General features: G+C 64.3%; 23 protein-coding genes and 1 other RNA gene. 14 read left to right on the top strand and 10 right to left on the bottom strand.

The genetic code is table 11. The features are described 5' to 3' along the window. Window positions 1-41: 41 nt before the first annotated feature. Window positions 42-491: an EVE domain-containing protein gene (locus tag LJX93_RS25840; RefSeq protein ID WP_033702178.1), complete on the bottom strand. Its 450-nt coding sequence runs from the start codon at window positions 489-491 to the stop codon at window positions 42-44. Between the two features lie 178 nt (window positions 492-669). Here LJX93_RS25840 and LJX93_RS25835 point away from each other — a divergent pair, with 178 nt between their 5' ends. Further along, the gene (locus tag LJX93_RS25835; protein WP_167334468.1) at window positions 670-822 is read left to right on the top strand and encodes a hypothetical protein; all 153 of its coding nucleotides are present in this window, start codon (window positions 670-672) and stop codon (window positions 820-822) included. 19 nt (window positions 823-841) lie between these two features. Here LJX93_RS25835 and LJX93_RS25830 read toward each other — a convergent pair whose 3' ends face one another. From LJX93_RS25830 to LJX93_RS25815, 4 genes are all read right to left on the bottom strand, one after another. After that, a complete protein-coding gene (locus tag LJX93_RS25830) occupies window positions 842-1,450 on the bottom strand; it encodes a 5-formyltetrahydrofolate cyclo-ligase (protein ID WP_033702176.1) in 609 nt (202 codons plus the stop codon). Between the two features lie 69 nt (window positions 1,451-1,519). After that, a non-coding RNA gene (gene ssrS / locus LJX93_RS25825) (6S RNA) lies at window positions 1,520-1,699 on the bottom strand. Between the two features lie 17 nt (window positions 1,700-1,716). Further along, on the bottom strand, window positions 1,717-2,037 hold the full coding sequence (locus LJX93_RS25820; protein ID WP_033702174.1) for a cell division protein ZapA: 321 nt from the start codon (window positions 2,035-2,037) through the stop codon (window positions 1,717-1,719). Beyond that, the gene (locus tag LJX93_RS25815; protein WP_033693939.1) at window positions 2,034-2,216 is read right to left on the bottom strand and encodes a TIGR02449 family protein; all 183 of its coding nucleotides are present in this window, start codon (window positions 2,214-2,216) and stop codon (window positions 2,034-2,036) included. Before LJX93_RS25815 ends, LJX93_RS25820 begins: the two co-directional genes overlap by 4 nt. A 181-nt stretch (window positions 2,217-2,397) precedes the next feature. Between LJX93_RS25815 and LJX93_RS25810 the strand changes: the two genes are divergently transcribed. From LJX93_RS25810 to gcvP, 10 genes are all read left to right on the top strand, one after another. Continuing rightward, a complete protein-coding gene (locus LJX93_RS25810) occupies window positions 2,398-2,952 on the top strand; it encodes a YecA family protein (RefSeq protein ID WP_033702172.1) in 555 nt (184 codons plus the stop codon). 21 nt (window positions 2,953-2,973) lie between these two features. Then, window positions 2,974-4,308 carry a Xaa-Pro aminopeptidase gene (gene pepP / locus LJX93_RS25805; RefSeq protein ID WP_033702170.1) on the top strand — a complete coding sequence of 445 codons (1,335 nt, stop codon included), beginning with the start codon at window positions 2,974-2,976 and terminating at the stop codon, window positions 4,306-4,308. Continuing rightward, complete coding sequence (ubiH, locus tag LJX93_RS25800) at window positions 4,305-5,504, top strand: 2-octaprenyl-6-methoxyphenyl hydroxylase (RefSeq protein ID WP_033702168.1); 1,200 nt, start codon at window positions 4,305-4,307, stop codon at window positions 5,502-5,504. The genes pepP and ubiH overlap by 4 nt, the downstream gene beginning before the upstream one ends. Continuing rightward, entirely contained in the window at window positions 5,501-5,983 is a 483-nt protein-coding gene (locus LJX93_RS25795) for a DUF4442 domain-containing protein (protein ID WP_033702166.1), read from the top strand. Before ubiH ends, LJX93_RS25795 begins: the two co-directional genes overlap by 4 nt. 9 nt (window positions 5,984-5,992) lie before the next feature. Beyond that, window positions 5,993-7,210: a 2-octaprenyl-3-methyl-6-methoxy-1,4-benzoquinol hydroxylase gene (locus tag LJX93_RS25790; RefSeq protein ID WP_167334469.1), complete on the top strand. Its 1,218-nt coding sequence runs from the start codon at window positions 5,993-5,995 to the stop codon at window positions 7,208-7,210. A 114-nt stretch (window positions 7,211-7,324) separates the two neighbouring features. After that, window positions 7,325-8,326 carry an extracellular solute-binding protein gene (locus tag LJX93_RS25785; protein ID WP_033702162.1) on the top strand — a complete coding sequence of 334 codons (1,002 nt, stop codon included), beginning with the start codon at window positions 7,325-7,327 and terminating at the stop codon, window positions 8,324-8,326. A gap of 160 nt (window positions 8,327-8,486) precedes the next feature. Next, the gene (locus LJX93_RS25780; RefSeq protein WP_033702160.1) at window positions 8,487-10,109 is read left to right on the top strand and encodes an ABC transporter permease; all 1,623 of its coding nucleotides are present in this window, start codon (window positions 8,487-8,489) and stop codon (window positions 10,107-10,109) included. Between the two features lie 123 nt (window positions 10,110-10,232). Continuing rightward, on the top strand, window positions 10,233-11,315 hold the full coding sequence (gene gcvT, locus LJX93_RS25775) for a glycine cleavage system aminomethyltransferase GcvT (protein ID WP_033702158.1): 1,083 nt from the start codon (window positions 10,233-10,235) through the stop codon (window positions 11,313-11,315). 51 nt (window positions 11,316-11,366) lie between these two features. Continuing rightward, window positions 11,367-11,750, top strand: coding sequence for a glycine cleavage system protein GcvH (gene gcvH / locus LJX93_RS25770; protein WP_033702156.1), 384 nt, complete (start codon window positions 11,367-11,369; stop codon window positions 11,748-11,750). Between the two features lie 130 nt (window positions 11,751-11,880). Continuing rightward, window positions 11,881-14,754, top strand: coding sequence for an aminomethyl-transferring glycine dehydrogenase (gene gcvP, locus LJX93_RS25765; RefSeq protein ID WP_047582103.1), 2,874 nt, complete (start codon window positions 11,881-11,883; stop codon window positions 14,752-14,754). Window positions 14,755-14,782: 28 nt separating this feature from the next. On the opposite strand, the gene LJX93_RS25760 is transcribed toward gcvP, so the two are convergent. The 3 genes from LJX93_RS25760 to LJX93_RS25750 all read right to left on the bottom strand — a co-directional run bounded on the left by LJX93_RS25760 (window position 14,783) and on the right by LJX93_RS25750 (window position 17,286). Then, entirely contained in the window at window positions 14,783-15,097 is a 315-nt protein-coding gene (locus LJX93_RS25760) for a DUF2388 domain-containing protein (RefSeq protein ID WP_033702153.1), read from the bottom strand. Window positions 15,098-15,185: 88 nt separating this feature from the next. After that, window positions 15,186-16,871: a GspE/PulE family protein gene (locus LJX93_RS25755; protein ID WP_227696528.1), complete on the bottom strand. Its 1,686-nt coding sequence runs from the start codon at window positions 16,869-16,871 to the stop codon at window positions 15,186-15,188. A gap of 109 nt (window positions 16,872-16,980) precedes the next feature. Further along, complete coding sequence (locus tag LJX93_RS25750; protein WP_033702149.1) at window positions 16,981-17,286, bottom strand: hypothetical protein; 306 nt, start codon at window positions 17,284-17,286, stop codon at window positions 16,981-16,983. Window positions 17,287-17,412: 126 nt separating this feature from the next. On the opposite strand from LJX93_RS25750, the gene LJX93_RS25745 reads away from it, so the two are divergent. Further along, window positions 17,413-17,883, top strand: a complete 471-nt coding sequence (locus LJX93_RS25745) for an Lrp/AsnC family transcriptional regulator (RefSeq protein ID WP_033702147.1) — start codon at window positions 17,413-17,415, stop codon at window positions 17,881-17,883. 116 nt (window positions 17,884-17,999) lie between these two features. Here the strand turns inward: LJX93_RS25745 and LJX93_RS25740 are convergent, their stop codons facing one another. Then, the gene (locus LJX93_RS25740) at window positions 18,000-19,376 is read right to left on the bottom strand and encodes an inorganic triphosphatase (protein WP_033702145.1); all 1,377 of its coding nucleotides are present in this window, start codon (window positions 19,374-19,376) and stop codon (window positions 18,000-18,002) included. 115 nt (window positions 19,377-19,491) lie between these two features. On the opposite strand from LJX93_RS25740, the gene argE reads away from it, so the two are divergent. Both argE and argA read left to right on the top strand, forming a co-directional pair. Next, the gene (argE, locus tag LJX93_RS25735; protein ID WP_033702143.1) at window positions 19,492-20,634 is read left to right on the top strand and encodes an acetylornithine deacetylase; all 1,143 of its coding nucleotides are present in this window, start codon (window positions 19,492-19,494) and stop codon (window positions 20,632-20,634) included. Between the two features lie 124 nt (window positions 20,635-20,758). Then, on the top strand, window positions 20,759-22,057 hold the full coding sequence (gene argA / locus LJX93_RS25730) for an amino-acid N-acetyltransferase (RefSeq protein ID WP_033702141.1): 1,299 nt from the start codon (window positions 20,759-20,761) through the stop codon (window positions 22,055-22,057). A gap of 51 nt (window positions 22,058-22,108) precedes the next feature. On the opposite strand, the gene LJX93_RS25725 is transcribed toward argA, so the two are convergent. Next, window positions 22,109-23,485, bottom strand: coding sequence for a glutamine synthetase family protein (locus LJX93_RS25725; protein ID WP_033702140.1), 1,377 nt, complete (start codon window positions 23,483-23,485; stop codon window positions 22,109-22,111). Between the last annotated feature and the right edge of the window lie 147 nt (window positions 23,486-23,632).

Here is a 23,632-nt window from a genome sequence, read left to right as displayed (position 1 = left end):
GCGTGTTGATATCGGTCAAACCCCATGACCATAGCGCACCTTCAGCTCAGCGCGACAATCGCCGCCCATTGCTCGGGGGTCACCGGCATCACCGACAGGCGGCTGCCTTTCTGTACCAGCGGCAGTTCGGCAAGGGCAGCCTGTTGCTTGAGCCAGCCCAGCTCCAGCACCTTGGGCAGGGTCTGCACGTGCGCCACATCTACGGCGCTCCACGGGTTTTTCTCGGCCGTGGCCTTGGGGTCGTGATAGGGGCTCTCTGGGTCCAGTGCGGTTGGGTCCGGGTAGGCTGCCCGCGTGATCCGCGCGATGCCGGCAATGCCCGGCTGCGGGCAGCTGGAATGGTAGAAGAAGAACGTGTCGCCCACGCTCATGGCCCGCAGGAAGTTGCGCGCCTGGTAATTGCGCACGCCGTCCCAGCGTGTTTCGCCCAGGCGGCCAAGGCCTTCGATCGAAAGCTCGTCGGGCTCGGATTTCATCAGCCAATAGGCCATGGATGCTGCTCCTGAAAAGGTTTGAAATAACCTGTTGCACGAAACCGACAGCCGGTTGGCGTCAATGTTTGCGTGTAGACGCAGGTTGTCGGAAAATGCGCCCCGTTTAAAGCGAGATGCGCTGGCGATACCCAGAAAATCGCCAAGCCGGAACAGTTTGCCTGGGGGGCAATCTTCGATGAATCAACGCAAAAAGCCGGATCTTCTGTGGATCCTGGTGTTCATTTTTGGCCTGGGTGTGGTCACTACCGGTTATGCGCAGGGGTTCTGGGAGCGCAAGCTGGATACCGCCTATCAGATGCCAGTCGACGCCAGCCAGCCACCACGTTGATGCCCTTCGCTGGCGCCGCTCAGCTCGGCGCCAGGTACCAGTCGCAGTCCGAGACCGTCCCCTGCAAGGGTACATCCCAGCTGGCCTGCGCCAGCCGCTCGACCTTCTGGCATTCATGCGCCAGCCCCAGCAGCAAGGGCTTTTTCCAGGTCTTGCGGCGCGCCTGGTAGGCCAGGCTGCGGTCATAGAACCCCCCGCCCATGCCCAGGCGCCCACCCACTTCATCGAAGCCCACCAGCGGCAGCAGGATCAGGTCCAGGGACCAGATCGGGCGTTGGCGTTTGCGGTCGGTCAGTGGCTCTGGAATACGGAAGCGATTGCGCTTGAGTTTTTCACCCTGCTCGAAACGCTGAAACACCATGCGCGTGCGCGGCCAGGCGTGCAGTACCGGCAGGTAGGTGCGCTTGCCGCGTCGCTGGGCTTCGCGCAGTAGTAGGTATGGGTCTATTTCGCCGTCGTTGGGCAAGTACAAGGCAATGTGCCGGGCGCGGCGGAACAGCGGGTCTTGCGCCAACTGGCGGTACAGGCCGAGGGCGGCCTGGCGCTGCTGGGCAGGCGTCAGTGCGCGGCGGGCATTGCGCAGCAGGCGACGGAGCTGGGGGCGGGTAGGCGGCGCGGTGTCGGTCATGGCACGGGCGTTCCCAGTTGTCGCTACTGGTGTGGAGTCTGCCCGCAGCAAATGCAGGCAAGAGAAATAAGGCTCCCCGATAGGACCGCTATCGGTGTAGCCCTTGAACCCGAAAGTTCAAGGTGGAGATTGCAGGGGGCGTTAAGGCTTTCCGTCGAGCGGACATGCACACCGGCCCCAGCGTGCAACCCCCGTGGTTGTGCGTATCGGCTCAGGGACATAACCGACTGGCGCATCCCCCAGGGAGTGGCGCCAGTATACCAATCTCAGCCGATTTTGGTATCCGTGTCGTCGGACAAAGCCTTATCGACCCGATCCAGCAGCTCGCGCACCTGTTCGCGGTTGGTGCCAGCGGCGGGTGCATCGGTACGCTCTTCCTGGCGGTGCAGCATCTCGTGGGTAATGTTCAACGCCGCCATCACCGCGATGCGGTCGGCACCAATCACCTTGCCGCTGCTGCGGATCTCGCGCATCTTGCCGTCCAGGTAGCGCGCCGCGCTGACCAGGTTGTTGCGCTCTTCCGGCGGGCAGATGATCGAGTATTCCTTGTCGAGGATCTGCACGGTGACGCTATTGCTTGAACTCATGAGTCTTGCTCCAGAGCCTTGAGGCGTAAAATCATCGACTCGACCTTGCGCCTTGCGATCTCGTTCTTTTCGATGAGGTGGGCGCGCTCTTCGCGCCAGGACTTTTCCTGAGCTACTAGGAGTGCATTTTGCCGTTTTAGTTGCTCGACACGTTCGATCAGCAACTCGAATCGGCTCATCAGCGCTTGCAGGTCGTTCTCTTGCGTGGGTTGCACTCGAATCGCTCCGTCGTTCAGTCACCTGGCGATGATGCCTCTCCCTGGCCCGCGACGGCCAGTGCCGATGGTCTTGGCGCGCCTGCCGGTGCTAGGATACAAGGTCTCCATTCTAGTCATTGCGCCGTCTGGCGCCTAGTTGCCCATGCCCAATACCCAATCGCCCTACATCGCCTTCGCCATGCTGCTTTCCAGCAATGGCCACCCTGTCACTCCTGCCGAGCTGCACGGCTTGCTGGTCGGGCGCAGTTGCGCCGGTGCCGGCTTCGATGCCGACGCCTGGCTGGCCGACGCCGCCCAACTGCTGGAAAACGAACCCGGTGATACTGTCCGCAATGCCCTGATCGGCCTGCAGGAGATGGTCAAGGGCGAGCTGACCAGCGATGACATGGCCATCGTCCTGCTGCTGCCCACCGATGACGCCGCGCTGGCCGACCGCGCTGCGGCGCTGGGCCAGTGGTGCCAGGGCTTCATCACCGGCTTCGGCCTGAACGCAGGTGGCAAGGAGCTTTCCACCGAGGCCAAGGACGTGCTGCAGGACCTGGTTGCCATCTCGCAGGTGCAAGAAGCCCTCGAAGAGTCTGAAGACGGCGAGAGCGACTACATGGAAGTCATGGAATACCTGCGCGTAGCGCCGCTGCTGCTGTTCTCCGAGCTGGCCAAGCCGGCCGCACCCGCGTCCAAGCCATCGTTGCACTGATCAACCGGGGGTAGTCTGCCCATGAGCCACATTCCCAAGGCCGAGTATGCCCGTCGGCGCAAGGCGCTGATGGCGCAGATGGTCCCCAATAGCATCGCCATCCTGCCCGCCGCCGCAGTTGCCATTCGCAACCGCGACGTCGAGCACGTGTACCGCCAGGACAGCGACTTCCAGTACCTCAGCGGCTTCCCGGAGCCTGAGGCTGTCATCGCGCTTATCCCCGGCCGGGAACATGGCGAGTACGTGCTGTTCTGCCGCGAGCGCAACCCCGAGCGCGAGCAATGGGAAGGGCTGCGCGCCGGCCAGGAAGGTGCGGTGCGTGATTTCGGCGCCGACGATGCCTTCCCGATCACCGACATCGACGAGATCCTGCCGGGCCTTATCGAAGGCCGCGAGCGGGTCTACAGCGCCATGGGCAGCAACCCCGAGTTCGACCGCCGGCTGATGGACTGGATCAACGTGATCCGCTCCAAGGCGCGCCTTGGTGCCCAGCCGCCGAACGAGTTCGTTGCGCTGGATCATCTGCTGCATGACATGCGCCTGTATAAATCGGCGGCGGAAGTGAAAGTGATGCGCGCTGCCGCAGAAATTTCCGCTCGCGCCCACGTGCGTGCCATGCAGGCATGCCGGGCCGGGCTGCACGAGTACAGCCTGGAAGCCGAGCTGGATTACGAGTTCCGCAAGGGCGGGGCGAAAATGCCGGCCTACGGCTCGATCGTCGCCGCCGGGCGCAATGGCTGCATCCTGCACTATCAGCAGAACGACGCCCCGCTCAAGGATGGCGACCTGGTGTTGATCGATGCGGGCTGCGAAATCGACTGCTATGCCAGCGACATCACCCGCACATTCCCGGTCAGCGGGCGTTTCTCGCCCGAGCAGAAGGCCATCTACGAGCTGGTGCTCAAGGCCCAGGCTGCGGCCTTCGCCGAAATCGCCCCCGGCAAGCACTGGAACCACGCCCACGAGGCGACCGTGCAGGTCATCACCGAGGGCCTGGTGGCACTGGGGCTGCTCAAGGGCGATGTGCAGGGGCTGATCGAAAGCGAAGCCTACCGCGCCTTCTACATGCACCGCGCCGGGCACTGGCTGGGCATGGATGTGCACGATGTGGGCGAGTACAAGGTGGGCGGTCAGTGGCGCGTGCTGGAGCCCGGCATGGCGCTGACCGTCGAGCCGGGCATCTACATTGCCGCCGACAACCAGGCGGTGGCGAAGAAGTGGCGCGGCATCGGCATAAGGATCGAGGACGACGTGGTAGTGACCAGGCAAGGCTGTGAAATTCTGACCTCCGGCGTGCCGCGCACGGTCACCGAGATCGAGGCGCTGATGCAGGCTGCGCGCAAGGACGCGGCATGAATCGAGTAAACCTGGCGATCATCGGCGGCGGCCTGGTCGGCGCGAGCCTGGCCTTGGCCCTGCAAGCCGGGGCCAAGGCGCGCGGCTGGAAGATCCTGCTGATCGAGCCGTTCGCGCCTGGCGACAACTTCCAGCCCAGCTACGATGCGCGCTCCTCGGCGCTGTCGTTTGGCACACAACAGATCTACCAGCACTTGGGGCTGTGGCAGGCCATCGGCCAACGCGCCGAACCGATCCGGCAGATTCAGGTATCCGACCGCGGCCGGTTCGGCGCCACGCGCCTGGATGCCGTCGAGGAGGGCGTGCCAGCGCTCGGCTACGTGGTCGAGAACGCCTGGCTTGGCCAGTGCCTGTGGCAGGGGCTCGACAGTGACGTGGTGAGCTGGCGTTGCCCCGCCGAGGTGCGGGCAATGCACGCCATCGAAGGCGGTTACCGTCTGCAGCTGGATGACGACACCAGCCTGGACTGCGACCTGGCGGTGCTGGCCGATGGCGGCCGCTCCGGCCTGCGTGAGCAACTGGGCATTCATGTGCGCCGCACGCCCTATGAGCAAAGCGCCTTGATCGCCAACATCACGCCTGGCGAGGCCCATCGCGGCCAGGCGTTCGAGCGCTTCACCGAGGCAGGCCCGATGGCGCTGCTGCCGTTGCCGGAAAACCGCTGTGCGTTGGTCTGGACCCGTCAGGGCATGGACGCGCAGCGGCTGGCCGAAATCGATGAGCGCAGCTTCCTGCGCGAGCTGCAGGACGCCTTCGGCTATCGCCTCGGCGCATTGCGCCAGGTGGGGGCAAGGCATCTGTACCCGCTGGCATTGGTCGAAGCCGACGAGCAGGTACGCCCGCACCTGGTGGTGCTGGGCAACGCCGCGCACAGCCTGCACCCCATTGCCGGCCAGGGCTTCAACCTGTCGCTGCGTGACGTTCAGGCACTGGCCGAAGCGCTGCTGGCGGGCCCGCAGCAACCCGGAGACCTGGCTACCTTGCGCGTCTATCACCAGCGTCAGCGCCTGGATCAGGCCCTGACCATCGGCTTTTCCGACCAGGTTACGCGCCTGTTCGGCAGCAACCAGCCGTTGTTGGCCGCAGGGCGCAACATCGGCCTGCTCGGCCTCGACCTGTTGCCCCCGGCGAAAAGCTGGTTTGCCCGCCAGGCCATGGGCCTGGGTACGCGCCCCGACCCGCGAGGCCAGGCATGAGCAATCCGCGCAGGCTGGCGCGCCGGGCCCGTATGTTGCGCTGGTTGTTGAACCTCTACCCACCGTACCTGGGCGCCGGTATCCGTGTGCAGCACATCAGCCCGGACATGCGCAGCGTCAAGGTATGCATGAAGCTCACGCGCTGGAACCGCAATTACGTCGGTACCCAGTTCGGCGGCAGCCTCTACTCGATGGTCGATCCGTTCTACATGTTGCTGCTGATCGAGCAGTTGGGGCGTGAATACATCGTCTGGGACAAGGCGGCGAGCATCGATTTCATCTCGCCGGGCAAAGGCCCGGTGTACGCCGAGTTCCACCTCGATGACGCCCTGCTGGACGAGATCCGCCAGCAGACCGCCACCGGCAAGAAGTGCCTGCCGCGTTTGCAGGTGGATATCCGCGACGCTGCCGGCGAGCTGGTGGCGCGGGTCGACAAAACCCTATACGTGCGGCTCAAGCCGCAAGCGAGGCAGGCGTAAGGCATGGAAATGCGCGCAGATCTGTTGATTGTCGGTGCCGGTATGGTCGGCAGCGCCCTGGCCTTGGCGTTGCGCCACAGTGGCCTGGACATTCTCCTGCTCGACGGCAGCCCGCTGTCGGTCAAACCCTACGATAACGAGGCCGCGTTCGAGCCGCGTGTCAGTGCCCTGTCGGCGGCCAGCCAGCGCATTCTCGAGCGCCTTGGCGCCTGGGACGGTATCGCCCGGCGGCGGGCCACGCCGTACACCGACATGCACGTGTGGGATGGCAGCGGCACGGGCCAGATCCACTTCTCGGCGGCCAGCGTGCACGCTCAGGTACTCGGCCACATTGTCGAGAACCGGGTGGTGCAGGATGGCCTGCTGGAGCGTCTGCATGACAGCGACATCGGCTTGCTGCCCAATGCGCGGCTGGAGCAACTGCGCCGCTCCGGTGACGAATGGCTGCTGACCCTGGCCGACGGCCGCCAGCTGCGTGCGCCGTTGGTGGTGGCGGCTGATGGCGCCAACTCGGCGGTGCGCCGCCTGACCGGTTGCGAAACCCGCGAGTGGGACTACCTGCATCACGCCATCGTCACCAGCGTACGTTGCAGCGCGGGGCACCAGTCCACGGCCTGGCAGCGCTTCACCGACGACGGCCCGCTGGCGTTCCTGCCGCTGACGCGCGATGGCCAGCAGGACTGGTGCTCGATTGTCTGGTCGACCACGCCGGAGCATGCCGAGCAGTTGATGGCGCTGGATGAGCCGGCCTTCCTCAAGGCCCTGGAACGGGCCTTCGAGGGGCGCCTGGGTGAAGTCCTGCAGGCAGACCCGCGCGTCTGCGTGCCGCTGCGCCAGCGCCACGCCAAGCGCTATGTGGATGAAGGGCTGGCTTTGATTGGCGATGCCGCGCACACCATTCACCCGTTGGCTGGCCAGGGCGTCAACCTGGGCTTCCTCGACGCCGCTGTGCTGGCCGAGGTGCTGGTCAATGCCTGCGAGCGAGGCGAACGGCTGGCGGATGTGAAGGTGCTGAGCCGCTATGAGCGGCGGCGCATGCCGCACAACCTGGGGCTGATGGCGGCGATGGAGGGTTTCGAGCGGCTGTTCCAGGCCAACCCACTGCCGTTGCGCTGGTTGCGCAACAGTGGCTTGAAGCTGGTGGAGCAGATGCCGGAGGCCAAGGCGTTGTTCGTGCGCCAGGCACTGGGGTTGAGCGGGGACCTGCCGGCGTTGGCCAGGCCTTGAGCCTACGGGTCCGCCTTGCGGCCCCTGCAACATCCGGTAACGGCTCCAAGGGTGAGTGACAAAATGGGATTCACTACCATTTGCGCCTCTCATACGATCCGAGGAGTGCTTTCCATGTTGCCACGCAAGCCCCTACTGGCCGCCCTGGCCCTGACCCTGTTCGGCGGCACTGCCCAGGCAGCGGAGGAAGTGGTGGTGTACTCCTCGCGCATCGACGAGCTGATCAAGCCGGTGTTCGATGCTTACACCGCCAAGACCGGGGTCAAGATCAAGTTCATCACCGACAAGGAAGCCCCGTTGATGCAACGCATCAAGGCCGAGGGCGAGAACGGTGTGGCCGACCTACTGCTGACCGTCGATGCCGGTAACCTCTGGCAGGCCGAACAGATGGGCATCCTGCAGCCGATCAAGTCCGACATCATCGACCAGAACATCCCGGCGCAGTACCGTGCCTCGTCCCATGACTGGACCGGCCTGAGCCTGCGCGCCCGGACCATCATCTATGCCACCGACCGGGTCAAACCCGAACAGCTGAGCACCTACGAAGCCCTGGCCGACAAGCAGTGGGAAGGCCGCCTGTGCCTGCGCACCGCGAAGAAGGTCTACAACCAGTCGCTGACCGCCACACTGATCGAGAACCACGGCGAGGCGAAGACCGAAGAGATCGTCAAAGGCTGGGTCAACAACCTGTCCACCGACGTGTTCTCCGATGACAACGCCGTGATCCAGGCCATCGAGGCCGGCCAGTGCGATGTGGGCGTGGTCAACACTTACTACTACGGGCGCCTGCACAAGCAAAACCCCGCGTTGCCGGTGAAGATCTTCTGGCCCAACCAGGGTGACCGTGGCGTACACGTGAACCTGTCGGGCATCGGCCTGACCAAGCATGCTCCGCACCCAGAGGCTGCGAAAAAGCTGGTCGAGTGGATGACCGGCGAAGACGCGCAGAAGCTGTTCGCCGACATCAACCAGGAGTTCCCGGCCAACCCGAAGGTCAAACCGTCGGACGAGGTTGCAGCCTGGGGCAGCTTCAAAGCTGACAGCATTCCGGTCGAGATCGCGGGCAAGCGCCAGGCAGAAGCGATTCGGTTGATGGACCGGGCTGGCTGGAACTAAGCGCCAGGCTTTATCCTTGCGGGGCCTGCAAGGGCCCTTTCGCGGGGCAAGCCCGCTCCCACAGGTGCAGCGCAGCCCAAGCGGCGGCACCGTACCTGTAGGAGCGGGTTTACCCGCGAACGACCGCGCAGCGGTCGCCATCGCCTTCGAGACTTGAGCCTTGCCCCACACCCCCCAACGCCGCTGGTACCTCCCGGTCGCCCTGATCGCTGCCCTGGTGCTCCTGCCCCTGAGCGTCCTGTTGCTGTCGTGGCAGTCGATCGACCAGCAGATCTGGTCGCACCTGCTCGACACCCAGATGAGCCGCCTGCTCGGCAACACCCTGACCCTGGTGCTGGGCGTAGGCATCGGCGTCACTGTCCTGGGTGTCAGCCTGGCCTGGCTCACCAGCCTCTGCGAATTCCCCGGCCGGCGCTGGCTGGACTGGGCGCTGATGCTGCCGTTCGCCATCCCCGCCTACGTGCTGGCATTCGTCTTCGTCGGCCTGCTGGACTTTGCCGGCCCCGTGCAAAGCGCCTTGCGTGAAGCCTTCGGGCCGATGCGCCTGCCCCGCGTACGCTCCACGGGTGGAGTGGTTATCGTGTTGGTGCTGGTGTTCTACCCCTATGTCTACCTGCTTGCGCGCACGGCCTTTCTGGCGCAGGGCCGGGGCCTGATGGAGGCGGCCCGGGTACTGGGGCTGTCGCCGCTGCAGGCGTTCTGGCGCGTGGCGTTGCCCATGGCGCGCCCGGCCATCGGTGCCGGTATCGCCCTGGCGTTGATGGAAACCCTGGCTGATTTCGGTGCAGTGGCAGTGTTCAATTTCGATACCTTCACCACGGCCATCTACAAGACCTGGTACGGCTTCTTCAGCCTGTCCAGCGCCGCGCAGTTGGCCAGCCTGCTGCTGTTGGCGGTGATGCTGGTGCTCTACGGCGAGCGCCGTGCGCGCGGCGCCAGCCGTACCGGCAACGAGCGGCCGCGTGGGCAAGCGCTCTATCACCTGCGCGGGGCAAAGGCGCTGCTGGCCAGCGGCTGGTGCCTGCTGGTGTTCGCCTGCGCCTTCGTCATACCGCTGCTGCAATTGCTGGTGTGGTTCTGGCAGCGCGGGCGGCATGACCTGGACGATCGCTATGTCGGCCTGGTGCTGCACACCTTGTACCTGGGCGGCATGGCGGCATTGATCACGGTGAGCGTGGCGCTGCTGCTGGCATTTGCCCGACGCCAGGCGCCGACGGCTGGCATCCGCGCTGGGGTCGGCCTGGCCAACCTTGGTTATGCCTTGCCAGGCTCAGTGCTGGCGGTGTCGATCATGCTGGCCTTCAGTTACCTCGATAACCAACTGGTGGTGCCGCTCTCCACGTGGCTGGGCGGCGCTGGCAAGCCCTTGCTGCTGGGTAGCCTCGCGGCCTTGCTGCTGGCCTACCTGGTGCGCTTCATCGCCGTGGCCTACGGGCCGCTGGAAGGCAGCCTGGAGCGTATCCGGCCCTCGTTGCCTGAAGCGTCGCGCAGCCTGGGCGTCGGCGGCGTGGGATTGTTTTTCAGGGTGTATCTGCCGTTGTTGGTGCCCGGTGCACTGAGTGCGGCCCTGCTGGTATTCGTCGATGTGTTGAAGGAAATGCCGGCTACCTTGCTGATGCGTCCGTTCGGCTGGGACACCTTGGCGGTACGGGTGTTCGAGATGACCAGCGAGGGGGAGTGGGCGCGCGCCTCGCTGCCTGCCTTGACCCTGGTACTGGTGGGGCTGCTGCCGGTCATCGGGCTGATCCGCCGTTCGGCTCGGCGCCCCGGTCACAGACACTAAGGGTGCCAGCCTGCGCCCATGCGGCTACAATGCGCGGCATTCGCGCGGCGGGTCCTACAAGAAGAGCTGACGACCCAACGTCATCGACCGCCGCCGCTTCGCCACGCCCGGAAGGAGAAACCCATGGGACAGCGCACGCTTCTGTATGACCTGCACCTGGCGCTCGGCGCCAAGACGGTCGATTTTGGCGGCTGGGACATGCCCCTGCACTATGGCTCGCAAGTCGAGGAGCACCATCAGGTGCGCAGTGACTGCGGGGTCTTCGATGTCTCTCACATGACCGTCATTGACGTCACGGGCCGTGATGCCTTTGCCTGGTTGCAGCGTTTGCTGGCCAACGACGTCGCACGTCTCGCGGGTATTGGCAAGGCGCTGTACAGCCCACTGCTGAACGCGCAGGGCGGGGTTATCGACGACCTTATCGCCTACCGTACCGAAGGCGGCTATCGCCTGGTGACCAACGCCGCCACCCGCGAAAAGGTGCTTGGCTGGCTGCATGCGCAGCGTGCAGGCTTCGAGGTGGATGTTCAGGTTCGCCCGGACCTCGCCATCCTCGCCATCCAAGGCCCCCACGCCCGTGAAAAGGTGGCCGCCTTGCTGAGCCCCTCGCGCGCCGCGCTGATCCGCGAGCTGCGCCCGTTCGAAGGTATCGCCGAAGGCGACTGGTTCATTGCCCGTACCGGTTATACCGGTGAGGACGGCCTGGAGATCATCCTCCCGGGTGACCAGGCCGTGGCCTTCTTCAACGACCTGGTGGGGGCTGGCATCGCCCCCAGTGGCCTGGGAGCCCGCGATACCCTGCGTCTGGAAGCCGGCATGAACCTCTACGGCCAGGACATCGACGAAGCCCACACCCCGCTGACCTCCAACCTGGGCTGGAGCATCGCCTGGGAGCCGGCTGCGCGCGAATTCATCGGCCGCACTGGCCTGTTGGCGGAAATCGAGCAGGGTGTGAAGGAAAAACTGGTTGGCCTGGTGCTGGAAGAACGCGGCGTTCTGCGTGCCCATCAGGTGGTTCGTGTTACCGGTATTGGCGAAGGTGAGATCACCAGTGGTAGTTTCTCTCCTACGCTGAGCAAATCCATTGCCCTGGCGCGTGTACCCATGGCTACCGGCGACCGCGCCGAGGTCGAGATTCGCGGCAAGTGGTACCCGGTGCGGGTGGTCAAACCGACCTTCGTGCGCCACGGCAAAATCCTGATTTGAACAATTATTAACCGGCGGGCCGACCGCTGAGCCAATCGAGGAATTCAAGACATGAGCAATATCCCCGCCGATCTGCGTTTTGCCGAAAGCCACGAGTGGGCGCGCCTGGAAAGCGACGGCACAGTGACCGTTGGCATCAGCGACCATGCACAGGAAGCCTTGGGTGACGTCGTGTTCGTCGAACTGGCGGAAGTCGGCAAGGTGTTTGCCCAAGGCGATGCCGCAGGCGTGGTCGAATCGGTCAAGGCGGCTTCCGACATCTACGCCCCGATCGCTGGCGAAGTGATCGCGGTCAACGACGCGCTGGCAGACAATCCGGAGCTGTTGAACGCAGAACCTTATGGGGCGTGGATCTTCAAACTGCAGCCAAGCGACAAAGCTGAACTGGACAAGCTGCTGGATGCTGCGGCTTATCAGGCTGCGATCGGCGAGTAACTGATCAAGCCGGGGGGCGCAATGCGCCGCCCGGCAATGGTGCGGCAAAAGCAAGTTTCTCCGCACAATCGGCAATCCTTCCTAGACTTATAAGTCTCCATGAGGCCTGGTCTAGGAAGAGAGCGTCGTCATGTCCCAGTCGCCGTCCCTGCATCAACTGCAAGAGCTCAACCCTTTCCTGCGTCGCCACCTTGGCCCCGATGCCTCGGAGCAGCAGGCCATGCTCAGCGCGCTGGGTGTTGCCAGCCGCAGCGAGCTGATCGAGCAGACGGTCCCGCCAGGGATCCGCCTCAATCGCCCACTCGACCTGCCGCCGGCCCTGGATGAACAGGCCGCACTGGCCAAGCTCGCCGGTTACGCCGAGCAGAATCAGGTCAGGACCAGCCTCATCGGCATGGGCTACCACGGCACCGTCACGCCAACTGTCATCCTGCGCAACGTGCTGGAAAACCCAGGCTGGTACACCGCCTATACGCCTTATCAGCCAGAAATCGCCCAAGGCCGGCTGGAAGCCCTGCTCAACTTTCAGCAGATGGTCATCGACCTGACCGGCCTGGCCCTGGCCAACGCCTCGCTGCTCGACGAAGCCACCGCCGCCGCCGAGGCGATGGCCTTGGCCAAGCGCGTGGCACGTAACAAGAGCAACGCCTTCTTCGCCGACGAGCACTGCCACCCGCAAACCCTCTCGGTACTGAAAACCCGCGCCGAGGGGTTCGGCTTCGAACTGATCGTCGACGCTGTGGATAACCTGGCCAAGCACTCGGTATTCGGCGCTTTGCTGCAATACCCGGACACCCATGGCGAGGTGCGCGACCTGCGCCCATTGATCGACCAGTTGCACAGCCAGCAAGCCTTGGCCTGCGTTGCCGCCGACCTGCTCAGCCTGGTGGTGCTGGCGCCGCCCGGTGAGCTGGGCGCCGATGTGGTGCTGGGCTCGACCCAGCGCTTTGGCGTACCGATGGGCTACGGCGGGCCACACGCGGCCTATTTTGCCTGCCGTGACGACTTCAAGCGGGCCATGCCGGGGCGCATCATCGGTGTGTCACGCGATGCCCGTGGCAATACCGCGCTGCGCATGGCCCTGCAGACCCGCGAGCAGCACATCCGCCGTGAGAAGGCCAACTCCAACATCTGCACGGCCCAGGTACTGCTGGCCAATATCGCCGGCTTCTATGCCGTCTACCATGGCCCAGAGGGCTTGCAGCGCATTGCCCAGCGCGTGCATCGGCTGACCTTTATCCTGGCGGCCGGCCTGGAAGCCAAGGGCATCAAGCGGCTCAACCAGCATTTTTTCGACACCCTGACGCTGGAGGTGGGCGGCGCGCAGGCGGCGATCATCGAAAGTGCCGAGCACGCGCAGATCAACCTGCGCATCCTCGGGCGTGGGCACCTGGGCGTGAGCCTGGACGAAACCTGCAGCGAACAGACCGTGTTGCGCCTGTTCGATGTTTTCCTGGGGGTCGACCACGGCCTGGACATCGCGACGCTCGACCAACTGGCGCTGCCCGAAGGCATACCAGCGGGGCTGGTGCGGCGCACGCCGTTCCTCGCGCACCCGGTCTTCAACCTGCACCACAGTGAAACCGAGATGCTGCGCTACCTCAAGCAGCTGGAAAACAAGGACCTGGCGCTGAACCAGTCGATGATCCCGCTGGGCTCCTGCACCATGAAGCTCAACGCCACCAGCGAGATGATCCCCATCACCTGGCCCGGCTTCGCCCAGCTTCATCCCTTTGCGCCTGCTGCCCAGGCGGTTGGCTACAAAGCGATGATCGACGAGCTGGAGAGCTGGTTGTGCGCGATCACGGGCTTTGACGCCATTTGCATGCAGCCCAACTCCGGGGCCCAGGGCGAATACGCCGGCCTCATGGCCATCACCCGCTACCACCGCAGTCGCCATCAGCCGCAGCGTACGCTGTGCCTGATTCCATCCTCGGCCCACGGCACCAACCCGGCCTCGGCGCAAATGGCCGGCATGGACGTGGTGATCGTCGATTGCGACGAAGACGGCAACGTCGACCTCACGGACCTCAAGGTCAAGGCCCAGGCGGCAGGGGATCGGTTGTCCTGCCTGATGGTCACCTACCCCTCGACCCATGGGGTGTACGAAGAGGGTATCCGCGAAATCTGCGACGTGGTGCACCAGCACGGTGGCCAGGTGTACATGGACGGTGCCAACCTCAATGCCCAGGTCGGCCTGGCACGGCCCGCAGACATCGGCGCCGACGTCTCGCACATGAACCTGCACAAGACCTTCTGCATCCCCCATGGCGGCGGCGGCCCCGGCATGGGCCCAATCGGCATCCGCGCCCACCTCAAGCCCTTTGTCGCCAGCCACCCGGTGGTACCGGTACCCGGCCTGGACCCGAACAACAGCGCGGTCAGTGCCGCGCCCTGGGGCAGTGCGAGCATTCTGCCGATCAGCTGGATGTACATCGCCATGATGGGCCCGCAACTGGCCGATGCCAGCGAGGTGGCGATACTCTCGGCCAACTACCTGGCCAGCCAGCTTGCCGGGGCGTTCCCGGTGCTCTACCGCGGGCGTAACCAGCGTGTGGCCCACGAATGCATCCTCGACCTGCGCCCGCTCAAGGCACAGACCGGCATCAGTGAGGAGGACGTGGCCAAACGTTTGATGGACTACGGCTTCCATGCCCCGACCATGTCATTCCCGGTACCGGGCACGCTGATGGTCGAGCCGACCGAGAGTGAGTCCAAGGCCGAGCTGGACCGTTTCGTCGAGGCGATGCTGGCGATCCGTGCAGAAATCGCCCAGGTGCAGGAGGGCAACTGGCCGGCCGAAGACAACCCGCTCAAGCATGCGCCGCACACCTTGGCCGATGTGTTGGCAGCGTGGAACAGGCCGTACAGCCTGGAGCAGGGCATCGCCCCCAGTGCTCACGTACGCCAGCACAAGTATTGGCCAGCGGTGAACCGGGTCGACAATGTGTATGGAGACAGGAACTTGTTCTGCGCGTGTGTGCCGGTGGAGGCTTATCGCTGAGTTTCGGGAGGCTTGGCCCCCCGATTATTTACTCGGCTACTGCGTTCTTGGCCAGAATGGCATTGGCCAGTTCCATGTCGCTGGCTTGCATGCCTGGGTTTTCGGTGCGCACCTGGCGCAGCGCAGACTCCAGGAACGGCCCACGAATGGCGCCTTCGCTGGCCACGAAGCTGCCAGCGTCTTCCTGCGCGGCCAGTACCAGCTTGTGATCCTTGGAGGTCAGGTAGGTGGACGCGGTGGTCGCACCCGAAGAAATCACGTTACGCCAGAAGGTATCGGCCATGGCGGAGCCCATTGGCAGCGAAAGCAAGGCAGCGGTCGCGATGGCGGTTTTGAGACGCATGTTGAAACACCTCGAAGGGTGAGGGTTGAAGATGCGCGGTTTGATCGTGGCAAAGGAGGCAAGTTCCTTGAATACAAGGGATTTTCGCTCAGGAGCAGGCCCGTAGCACTTCCTCTGCGCGGGTCAGCCCGCAGGCCACTTTCGCCTCCCCGCAGCGGCGCAGGTCCAGCAAGCCTTCCGTCAGTGCCTGGCGCCGCAAGTGTGCAAGGTCGGTGTGCGGGCCTATCTGCGCGCGCAAGTTTTCGCTGGGTATCAACAGTTCGAACAGGCCCGTGCGACCGTGAAATCCGGTACCACGACAGGTACGGCAGGGCTGGCCGCTGGCCGCCGAGGCACAACCCTGGCAATCGCCGCAAAGGGTACGAATCAGCCGTTGCGCCATGACCCCGATCAGCGTTGCCTTGATCAGGTAGTCGGCTACGCCCAGTTCCTGCAGGCGGGTGATCGCAGCGCAGGCATCGTTGGTGTGCAGGGTCGACAGCACCAGGTGCCCGGTGAGGGCTGCCTGTACGGCCACCAGGGCGGTTTCACGGTCACGGATCTCGCCGATCATGATGATGTCCGGGTCCTGGCGCAGCATCGCCCGCACGCCGTTGGCGAAGCACAGGCCCAGGGCCGGCTGCACTTGCAACTGGTTGAACGCCGGTTCCAGCCGTTCGATCGGGTCTTCGATGGTGCACAGGTTGATTTGCGGGGTGGCCAGCAGTTTGAGGCTGGCGTAGAGCGTGCTGGTCTTGCCGGAACCGGTGGGGCCCGTTACCAGGATGATGCCTTGGCGGTGGCGCAGCAGCGCCCGCCATTGCTCCAGCTGCTGCCCTTCGAGGCCCAGGCGGTCGAAGCCTTCATGCAGTTGTTGCGGGTCGAACAGGCGCAACACCAGTTTTTCGCCAAACGGCGTCGGTAGGGTCGACAGGCGCAGCTCCACCTCGCCGCCGCCCGGCAGGCGGCTTTGCAGGCGACCGTCTTGTGGCCGGCGTTTCTCCGCTACATCCATACGCCCCAGGTGTTTGAGGCGGCTGACCAGCGCCAGGGTCACGCCTGCGGGAAAGGCGTAGACGGTGTGCAGCAGGCCGTCTATGCGGTACCGCAGTTGCCCCTGTTCGCGGCGGGGCTCCAGGTGGATATCGCTGGCGCGTTGTTCGAGGGCGTACTGCAGCAGCCAGTCGACGATGTGCACGATATGCGCATCGTCGGCATTGGCCTCGGCCTGGCGTTTGCCCAGTTCCAGCAGGTGTTCGAGCTCTCCCAGGCTGGCCGGCTGCTGGTGTTGCGCACCCTGTACCGACTGGGCCAGGCGCAAGAACGATTGCCCCAGCTGGCGGATCTGCAACGGGCTTGCCAGCACCCGACGGATCGGCCTGCCGAGGCTGCGGGCCAGGTCTGCCTGCCAGTCATCCTGATAAGGCTGGGCGCTGGCCACGGTGACGGCCGAGGCGTCGGCGGCCACGACGAGGATGCCATGGCGCTGGGCGAACGCCGGGGAGATCAGCCCGCTGACCTGGGACATGTCCAGTTGCATCGGGTCGATGCGCACAAAGGGCTGGCCGACCTTATCGGCCAGCCACTGACAGAGGTGGTCCAAGTCCAGCGGCTGGCCGGGGTGCATGCGGTCTTCAAGACCAGGGCCGGCGATCAGTTCCAGTGGGTGGCAGGCCGGGCGTGCGGCGGCCTGCTCAAGTACCAGCAGGGTGTCGCTGGCGTCCAGGTGCTGCTCGGTCAGCAGAGCCTGGAGCAGGCGGTTGAGGTCGAGTGCTTGCTTGCCGGGGGTATGCATGTTGGCGTCCTTGCCAGGTGGGGAGTCCTGATGAAGGCTAGCCGGGTGCGGTGAGCTGTCTGCTGGCAAAGGGTTTCGGGATCTTGCGACATGAACAAAAGAAGCGGGCTCAGACCACCGCCAGCTCCACGCGCGCAAGGTTCGCCAGGCTCACGTCACCCACGCACACCAGGTTGCGCAATTTTTGCGCAATGACCTCGGCCCGGTGCCAGCTCAGCCCGCCAATGCCGATTTCGATATCGAGCCAGTCCTCCTGTTGGCTGACCTGCACGTGGTGCGGGGTCAGAAACTGCAAGGCAAACAGGTTGAGCACCCGGCACAGGCTGTCGGGCTCGGCCTCGGCCTGCAGGCGGTAGTGCACGGTGCTGTGGGCGTTGCTGGCGGCCCAGGCGTCGGTACGTGGCAGTGCGTTCATGCTGGTCTCCGCGAATGTGGGAGAAATTCTTGCACGTTGCGGCGGGTATTTTTTCGCTATGATTCCATCGATTTGCTGGAATGGCAGATCGTTCAATTCTGATTATATGGTTTTGGGGGATTATTCATGCACAGCGAGCTGGACGCCTATGATCGGCGCATCCTCGAACTGCTTCAGGAGGACGCTTCGCTGTCCAGCGCACAGATTGCCGAGCGTGTCGGGTTGTCGCAATCGCCTTGCTGGCGGCGTATTCAGCGGCTCAAGGAGGAGGGGGTGATACGCGGGCAGGTGACCTTGCTCGACCGCAAGAAAATCGGCTTGAACACGCAGATCTTCGCCGAGGTGAAGCTGAACGCGCACGGGCGCTCGAATTTTACCGAGTTCACCGAGGCGATTCGGGGGTTCCCGGAGGTGCTGGAGTGCTATGTGCTGATGGGGTCGGTGGACTTCCTGCTGCGCATCGTTACCTCGGACATCGAGGCGTACGAGCGGTTCTTCTTTGAAAAGCTGTCGAATGTGCCGGGGATTCAGGAGGTCAATTCGATTGTGGCGCTTTCGGAGATCAAGTCCACGACGAGCCTGCCACTGGGTCGCTGAGGTAGATTTTCGTGATTTTTGCAGGAGCGGCCTTAAGATCTGTGCTGCTTTGGAGATCTTGGGGCCGCTGCGCGACCCTTTCGCGACGCAAGGCCGCTCCTACAAGGGCCGTGTCGTCAGGGCTTGAGCAGGTGCTTCCAGCCGCGGCTCTGATCAACGGCGCGGGCCTGTTCGATACGGGCTTCAAGCAGCTCGTCGGGCTCTTCCGACAGCGGCAGCTCGGCCAGCTCGTGCAGTTTTTTCAGGTCGCCGTACAGGCGGTCCATTTGCGGTGCTTCGAGCACCTGGCGGGCATGGTGCAGCCAGGCCAGCAACTGTTCGATGCGCGGCAGCTGTTCGGCCAGGTCTTCCGGGCGCTGGGTGTACAGCGGCAGCTTCAGGGCACGGCCTTCTTCGCCCAGCAGATGGGCCATCCAGCTGGCCAGCTGCGCATTGCCCTGGCGTTCGCCACGGCCTTTGCGTTCGGCGGTCCAGCCACGGGCCAGCAGCCAGCGCGAGGTTTCCAGGGAGAACTGACCCCAACGCACGTCTTCGAGCTCTTCGGCAAACTGCTCGGGCGCGGCGCGGCGGATGTCTTCGTCATCGTTACCGGCCTGCACCAGCGGGCGCCAGTCTTCGAGCAATGCGTCGAGGCTGCTGCGCAGGGCGCGGGTGGACGGGCGCGGTGCCGCCTGGCCCAGGCTGCTGGTCAGTGCGCGCAACTCGGCCAGGCACTCGACCCAGTCCTGCAACAGGCGCCAGTGGCCATTGTGGCGATATTGCTCGGCCAGGCGCTGGCTGCTGGCCAACAGCTGCCAGGCGAGGGCGGCGTAGGCATCGTCCACGGCCATTTCGGCGTCCAGCTCGGTGTGCGGCAAGCCCAGCTCATAGCTTTCGGGCTCCAGCAGGCGGTAGCCACGCTCGGCCTTGCTGATGTCGCAGGGCATCAACGGCAGGCTGGCGGCGAGCTCGGCGGCCAGCTCCAGCAGGGCTTCAGGCGCACCTTCGCGCAGCTCGAGCTCCAGCTCGCAGATTTCTTCCTTGCGCTTGCCAGCGATCACGAAGCCTTGGTCCAGCGCGGCCTCGATCACGACTTTGCTCTTGCCACGGCCCCAGGCGATTTCCGCGAATTCGCGGGTGAAGTCGGTGGTGAACAGCGGCTTGATGGTTTTCTTGTCGAGCGCGGCCAACTGCTCGGGCCAGCAGGTGGCGTCGAGTTTTTTCAGGTCGAGCTTGACCTTGTCCAGCTGCCACTCGTACTCGTTGCGCTCGGACAGCCCGGCCACGCTTTGGCCACGGCACTTCAAGGTCTGGATGATCGCCTCGCCATCGCGGCGCAGGCGCAGGGCCACGCGGGCAGCGGAAAGGTCACGCTCCGGGGTGTCGAAGTACTGGTTGAGCAGTTCGCGGGTCTGCCAACCGGACTTGTTGCGCTTTTTCAGCAAGGGGTGCTCGCGCAGGGCGGCAAGGGTCTCGCGGCTGGCGCGGAGCTTGAGTTCGGTTTCTTTGTGCATCGCTGGCTCGAAGGAGGGGCTCGTTGGCAACAGAGTCTACAGCAGTCGGCCGCCAACGGTTTATTCCAGACGGCAGATGGTCCTATGATGGGCAACGCTTCCGAGGAGTACGGGCATGCCGTTGCCGACGCTGAAAGACCAGTTCGCCGCTTTGATCGCCGCGCCTTCGGTCAGTTGTACCCAGCCTGCGCTGGACCAGTCCAACCGCCAGGTCATCGACCTGCTGGCCGGCTGGTTGGGCGACCTGGGTTTCACGTGCGACATCCAGCAGGTCAGCCCCGGCAAGTTCAACCTGCTGGCCAGCCGTGGCACTGGCCCGGGTGGCCTGGTGCTGGCGGGGCACAGCGATACCGTGCCCTTCGACGAGCAGCTGTGGTCGAGCGACCCGCTGAAGCTGACCGAAATCGATGGCCGCTGGGTCGGCCTGGGCAGCTGCGACATGAAGGGCTTCTTCCCCCTGGTCATCGAGGCCGTGCTGCCGTTGCTGGAGCACGACTTCAAGCAGCCACTGCTGATTCTCGCCACCTGCGACGAAGAAAGTTCCATGTCCGGCGCCCGCGCCCTGGCCGAGGCCGGCCAGCCGCTGGGCCGCGCAGCGGTAATCGGCGAGCCCACCGGCCTGCGGCCGATCCGCATGCACAAGGGCATCCTCATGGACCGCATCGACATCTTGGGCCGCAGCGGCCATTCGTCGGACCCAAGCCTCGGGCGCAGCGCAATGGAAGCCATGCACGCGGTGATGGGCGAGCTGATGCAGTTGCGCGGGCAATGGCAGCAGGCGTACCGCAACCCACAGTTCACCGTGCCTACGCCAACGATGAACTTCGGCTGCATCCATGGCGGCGACAACCCCAACCGCATTTGTGGCCAGTGTGCACTGGAATTCGACCTGCGGCCGCTGCCGGGGATGGATGCAGAGCAGTTGCGTGCGGCGATTCGCCAGAAGCTGGTACCGCTGGCGGAACGTTATGAGGTGCGCATCGACTATGCGCCGCTGTTCCCTGAAGTGCCCCCGTTCGAGGAGGCTGCGGACGCCGAGCTGGTGCACGTGGCCGAGCGCCTGACCGGTCATCGCGCCGAAGCGGTAGCGTTCGGCACCGAAGCGCCTTATCTTCAGCAGCTGGGCTGCCAGACCATCGTGCTGGGCCCTGGCGACATCGCCTGTGCCCACCAGCCTGGCGAGTACCTTGAAATGTCACGAATCGAGCCTACCGTGCGTCTATTGCGTGACCTGATCCGGCACTATTGCCTGCACTAAACGTCCATTGAGCTGATTCGTTCCTGCCTAGAGGAGACCGCGCGTGACCGCAAGCCTGTTCCGACGATGATCTTGAACGCCCCCTGTATCGCCGTTCTCCGTCCACTTATCCACAGGCCCTGTCATGCCCGATTACGTCAACTGGCTGCGTCATGCTTCCCCGTACATCAATGCCCATCGCGACTGCACCTTTGTGGTCATGCTCCCCGGCGACGGGGTGGAGCACCCTAATTTCGGCAACATCGTCCACGACCTGGTGCTGCTGCACAGCCTGGGCGTGCGGCTGGTGCTGGTGCATGGCTCGCGCCCGCAGATCGAGAGCCGCCTGGCCGAGCGCGGCCTGACTCCGCACTACCACCGCAGCCTGCGCATTACCGATGCGGCCACGCTGGATTGCGTGATCGATGCTGTGGGTGCCCTGCGCCTGGCCATCGAGGCCCGCTTGTCGATGGACATCGCCGCTTCGCCGATGCAGGGCTCGCGCCTGCGCGTGGCGTCCGGCAACCTGGTCACTGCCCGGCCCATCGGTGTGCTCGAAGGCGTGGACTACCACCACACCGGCGAAGTGCGCCGGGTCGACCGCAAAGGCATCAGCCGCTTGCTCGACGAGCGCTCCATCGTGCTGCTGTCGCCGTTGGGGTACTCGCCCACGGGTGAAATCTTCAACCTGGCCTGCGAAGACGTGGCCACCCGCGCGGCCATCGAGCTGGGTGCTGACAAACTGCTGCTGTTCGGCGCCGAGCCGGGGCTGCTGGATGAACAGGGCAAGCTGGTGCGTGAGCTGCGCCCGCAGCAGGTGGCCCCGCATCTGCTGCGCCTGGGCAGCGACTATCAGGGGGAGCTGCTGGATGCTGCCGCCGAGGCCTGCAAGGGCGGCGTGGCGCGCAGCCATATCGTCAGTTATGCCGAAGACGGTGCGCTGCTGACCGAGCTGTTCACCCGCGGGGGTGGCGGTACGCTGGTGTCCCAGGAGCAGTTCGAGGTCGTGCGTGAGGCAACCATCGAAGATGTCGGCGGCCTGTTGGAGCTGATCAGCCCGCTGGAAGAGCAAGGCATCCTGGTGCGCCGTTCGCGCGAGGTGCTGGAGCGGGAAATCGAGCAGTTCAGCGTGGTCGAGCGCGAGGGCATGATCATCGCGTGTGCGGCGCTGTACCCGATTGCCGATTCCGAGGCGGGGGAGCTGGCGTGCCTGGCGGTGAACCCGGAGTACCGGCATGGTGGGCGCGGCGATGAGCTGCTTGAACGCATCGAGAGCCGGGCACGGCAGATGGGTTTGAATACGCTGTTCGTGCTGACGACGCGCACTGCGCACTGGTTCCGCGAGCGTGGCTTTGCGCCAAGTGGCGTGGAGCGGCTGCCGGCGGCGCGGGCTTCGCTGTACAACTATCAGCGCAATTCGAAGATTTTCGAAAAGTCGCTGTAAGCCTGCCTCGGCCTCAATGAAAAACGCCGCCCTGATGGGCGGCGTTTTCAGTTACACGGTATGCAGGTACCAGTTGTACTCGAGGTCGGAGATCGAATGCTCGAACTCCTCCAGCTCGCTTTCCTTGCACGCGACGAAGATGTCGATGTACTTCGGATCGATGTACTTGTTGAGGATCTCGCTGTCGTCCAGCTCACGCAGGGCATCGCGCAGGTTGTTCGGCAGGCTCTGATCCAGCTGCTCGTACGAGTTGCCTTCGATTGGCGCGCCGGGCTCGACCTTGTTGGTCAGGCCGTGGTGCACGCCGGCCAGTACGGCCGCCATCATCAGGTACGGGTTGGCATCGGCGCCGGCTACCCGGTGCTCGAGGCGCACGGCATCGGCAGAACCGGTCGGCACGCGCAGGGCCACGGTGCGGTTGTCCAGGCCCCAACTCGGTGCGTTCGGCACATAGAACTGCGCGCCAAAGCGACGGTACGAGTTGACGTTCGGGCAAAGGAACGCCATGGACGCGGGCAGGGTCTCGAGCACACCGCCGACAGCGTGACGTAGCGCGGCGTTCTGCTCGGGATCCTCGCTGGTGAAGATGTTGTTGCCATCTTTGTCCAGCACGGAGATGTGTACGTGCAGGCCGTTGCCTGCCTGGCCCGGGTAGGGCTTGGCCATGAAGGTGGTGTCCATTTCATGGTCGTAGGCGATGTTCTTGATCAAGCGCTTGAGCAGCACCGCGTAGTCACAGGCCTTGAGCGGGTCGGGGACGTGGTGCAGGTTGACTTCGAACTGCGCCGGGGCGCTTTCCTTGACGATGGCGTCGGCCGGAATACCCTGCTCTTTGGCACCCTCGAGGATGTCCTGCAGGCAGTCGGCGTATTCGTCGAGGTCGTCGATCAGGTACACCTGGGTCGACTGTGGGCGCTTGCCCGAGATCGGCGAGCGGGGTGGTTGCGGGCGGCCGTTCACGTTCTCCTGGTCGATCAGGTAGAACTCCAGCTCGAACGCGGCGCAGATGGTCAGGCCCATGTCGTCGAACTTGCTGACAACCTGACGCAACACTTCACGAGGGTCGGCGAAGAAGGGCTCGCCTTCGATCTCGTGCATGGTCATGAGCAGCTGTGCGGTGGGGCGTTTCTGCCACGGCTCGTTGCACAGCGTGTCGGGGATTGGATAGCAGATGCGGTCAGCATCGCCGATGTCCAGGCCAAGCCCAGTGCTCTCGACGGTGGAACCGTTGATGTCCAGGGCGAAGAGGGAGGCCGGCAGGTTGATGCCTTTCTCGTAAACCTTGTGGAGGCTGGTGCGCTCTATGCGCTTGCCGCGCACCACACCATTCATATCTGCAATCAGAAGGTCAACGTAGAGAACCTCAGGATGTTCCTTAAGGAACGCGTTCGCTTCGTTAAGCTGAACGGCACGCGGGGGTACCGACATGATGCAACACCTTTGTTGTTAAAAATATCAATCAAGGGGGGCTTGCAGGACCAGTCAATCGAAAAGCCATACTGATGTCAAGCCAACCCCATGATGCCCTGAAATGGCACATCTACGGCAGATTTGCTGCATATCGGGGCGTGCCAT

It is taken from the genome of Pseudomonas sp. HN2-3, from assembly GCF_020691745.1.
GTDB classification, from domain to species: Bacteria; Pseudomonadota; Gammaproteobacteria; order Pseudomonadales; family Pseudomonadaceae; genus Aquipseudomonas; species Aquipseudomonas capeferrum.
Note: the sequence above shows the minus strand (reverse complement) of the source record. Positions and strands in the feature narration are given on the sequence as shown.

Bases quoted from the DNA above. Each gene is read 5' to 3' on its own strand.
- LJX93_RS25815 (WP_033693939.1), bottom strand. From the start codon at position 2,216: ATGAGCCGATTCGAGTTGCTGATCGAACGTGTCGAGCAACTAAAACGG.
- LJX93_RS25785 (WP_033702162.1), top strand. From the start codon at position 7,325: ATGTTGCCACGCAAGCCCCTACTGGCCGCCCTGGCCCTGACCCTGTTC.
- argE (WP_033702143.1), top strand. From the start codon at position 19,492: ATGCCGTTGCCGACGCTGAAAGACCAGTTCGCCGCTTTGATCGCCGCG.
- LJX93_RS25820 (WP_033702174.1), bottom strand. From the start codon at position 2,037: ATGAGTTCAAGCAATAGCGTCACCGTGCAGATCCTCGACAAGGAATAC.
- LJX93_RS25745 (WP_033702147.1), top strand. From the start codon at position 17,413: ATGCACAGCGAGCTGGACGCCTATGATCGGCGCATCCTCGAACTGCTT.
- LJX93_RS25750 (WP_033702149.1), bottom strand. From the start codon at position 17,286: ATGAACGCACTGCCACGTACCGACGCCTGGGCCGCCAGCAACGCCCAC.
- LJX93_RS25830 (WP_033702176.1), bottom strand. From the start codon at position 1,450: ATGACCGACACCGCGCCGCCTACCCGCCCCCAGCTCCGTCGCCTGCTG.
- gcvT (WP_033702158.1), top strand. From the start codon at position 10,233: ATGGGACAGCGCACGCTTCTGTATGACCTGCACCTGGCGCTCGGCGCC.
- LJX93_RS25840 (WP_033702178.1), bottom strand. From the start codon at position 491: ATGGCCTATTGGCTGATGAAATCCGAGCCCGACGAGCTTTCGATCGAA.
- pepP (WP_033702170.1), top strand. From the start codon at position 2,974: ATGAGCCACATTCCCAAGGCCGAGTATGCCCGTCGGCGCAAGGCGCTG.
- LJX93_RS25760 (WP_033702153.1), bottom strand. From the start codon at position 15,097: ATGCGTCTCAAAACCGCCATCGCGACCGCTGCCTTGCTTTCGCTGCCA.
- ubiH (WP_033702168.1), top strand. From the start codon at position 4,305: ATGAATCGAGTAAACCTGGCGATCATCGGCGGCGGCCTGGTCGGCGCG.
- gcvP (WP_047582103.1), top strand. From the start codon at position 11,881: ATGTCCCAGTCGCCGTCCCTGCATCAACTGCAAGAGCTCAACCCTTTC.
- LJX93_RS25810 (WP_033702172.1), top strand. From the start codon at position 2,398: ATGCCCAATACCCAATCGCCCTACATCGCCTTCGCCATGCTGCTTTCC.
- LJX93_RS25790 (WP_167334469.1), top strand. From the start codon at position 5,993: ATGCGCGCAGATCTGTTGATTGTCGGTGCCGGTATGGTCGGCAGCGCC.
- LJX93_RS25740 (WP_033702145.1), bottom strand. From the start codon at position 19,376: ATGCACAAAGAAACCGAACTCAAGCTCCGCGCCAGCCGCGAGACCCTT.
- argA (WP_033702141.1), top strand. From the start codon at position 20,759: ATGCCCGATTACGTCAACTGGCTGCGTCATGCTTCCCCGTACATCAAT.
- LJX93_RS25835 (WP_167334468.1), top strand. From the start codon at position 670: ATGAATCAACGCAAAAAGCCGGATCTTCTGTGGATCCTGGTGTTCATT.
- LJX93_RS25725 (WP_033702140.1), bottom strand. From the start codon at position 23,485: ATGTCGGTACCCCCGCGTGCCGTTCAGCTTAACGAAGCGAACGCGTTC.
- gcvH (WP_033702156.1), top strand. From the start codon at position 11,367: ATGAGCAATATCCCCGCCGATCTGCGTTTTGCCGAAAGCCACGAGTGG.
- LJX93_RS25755 (WP_227696528.1), bottom strand. From the start codon at position 16,871: ATGCATACCCCCGGCAAGCAAGCACTCGACCTCAACCGCCTGCTCCAG.
- LJX93_RS25795 (WP_033702166.1), top strand. From the start codon at position 5,501: ATGAGCAATCCGCGCAGGCTGGCGCGCCGGGCCCGTATGTTGCGCTGG.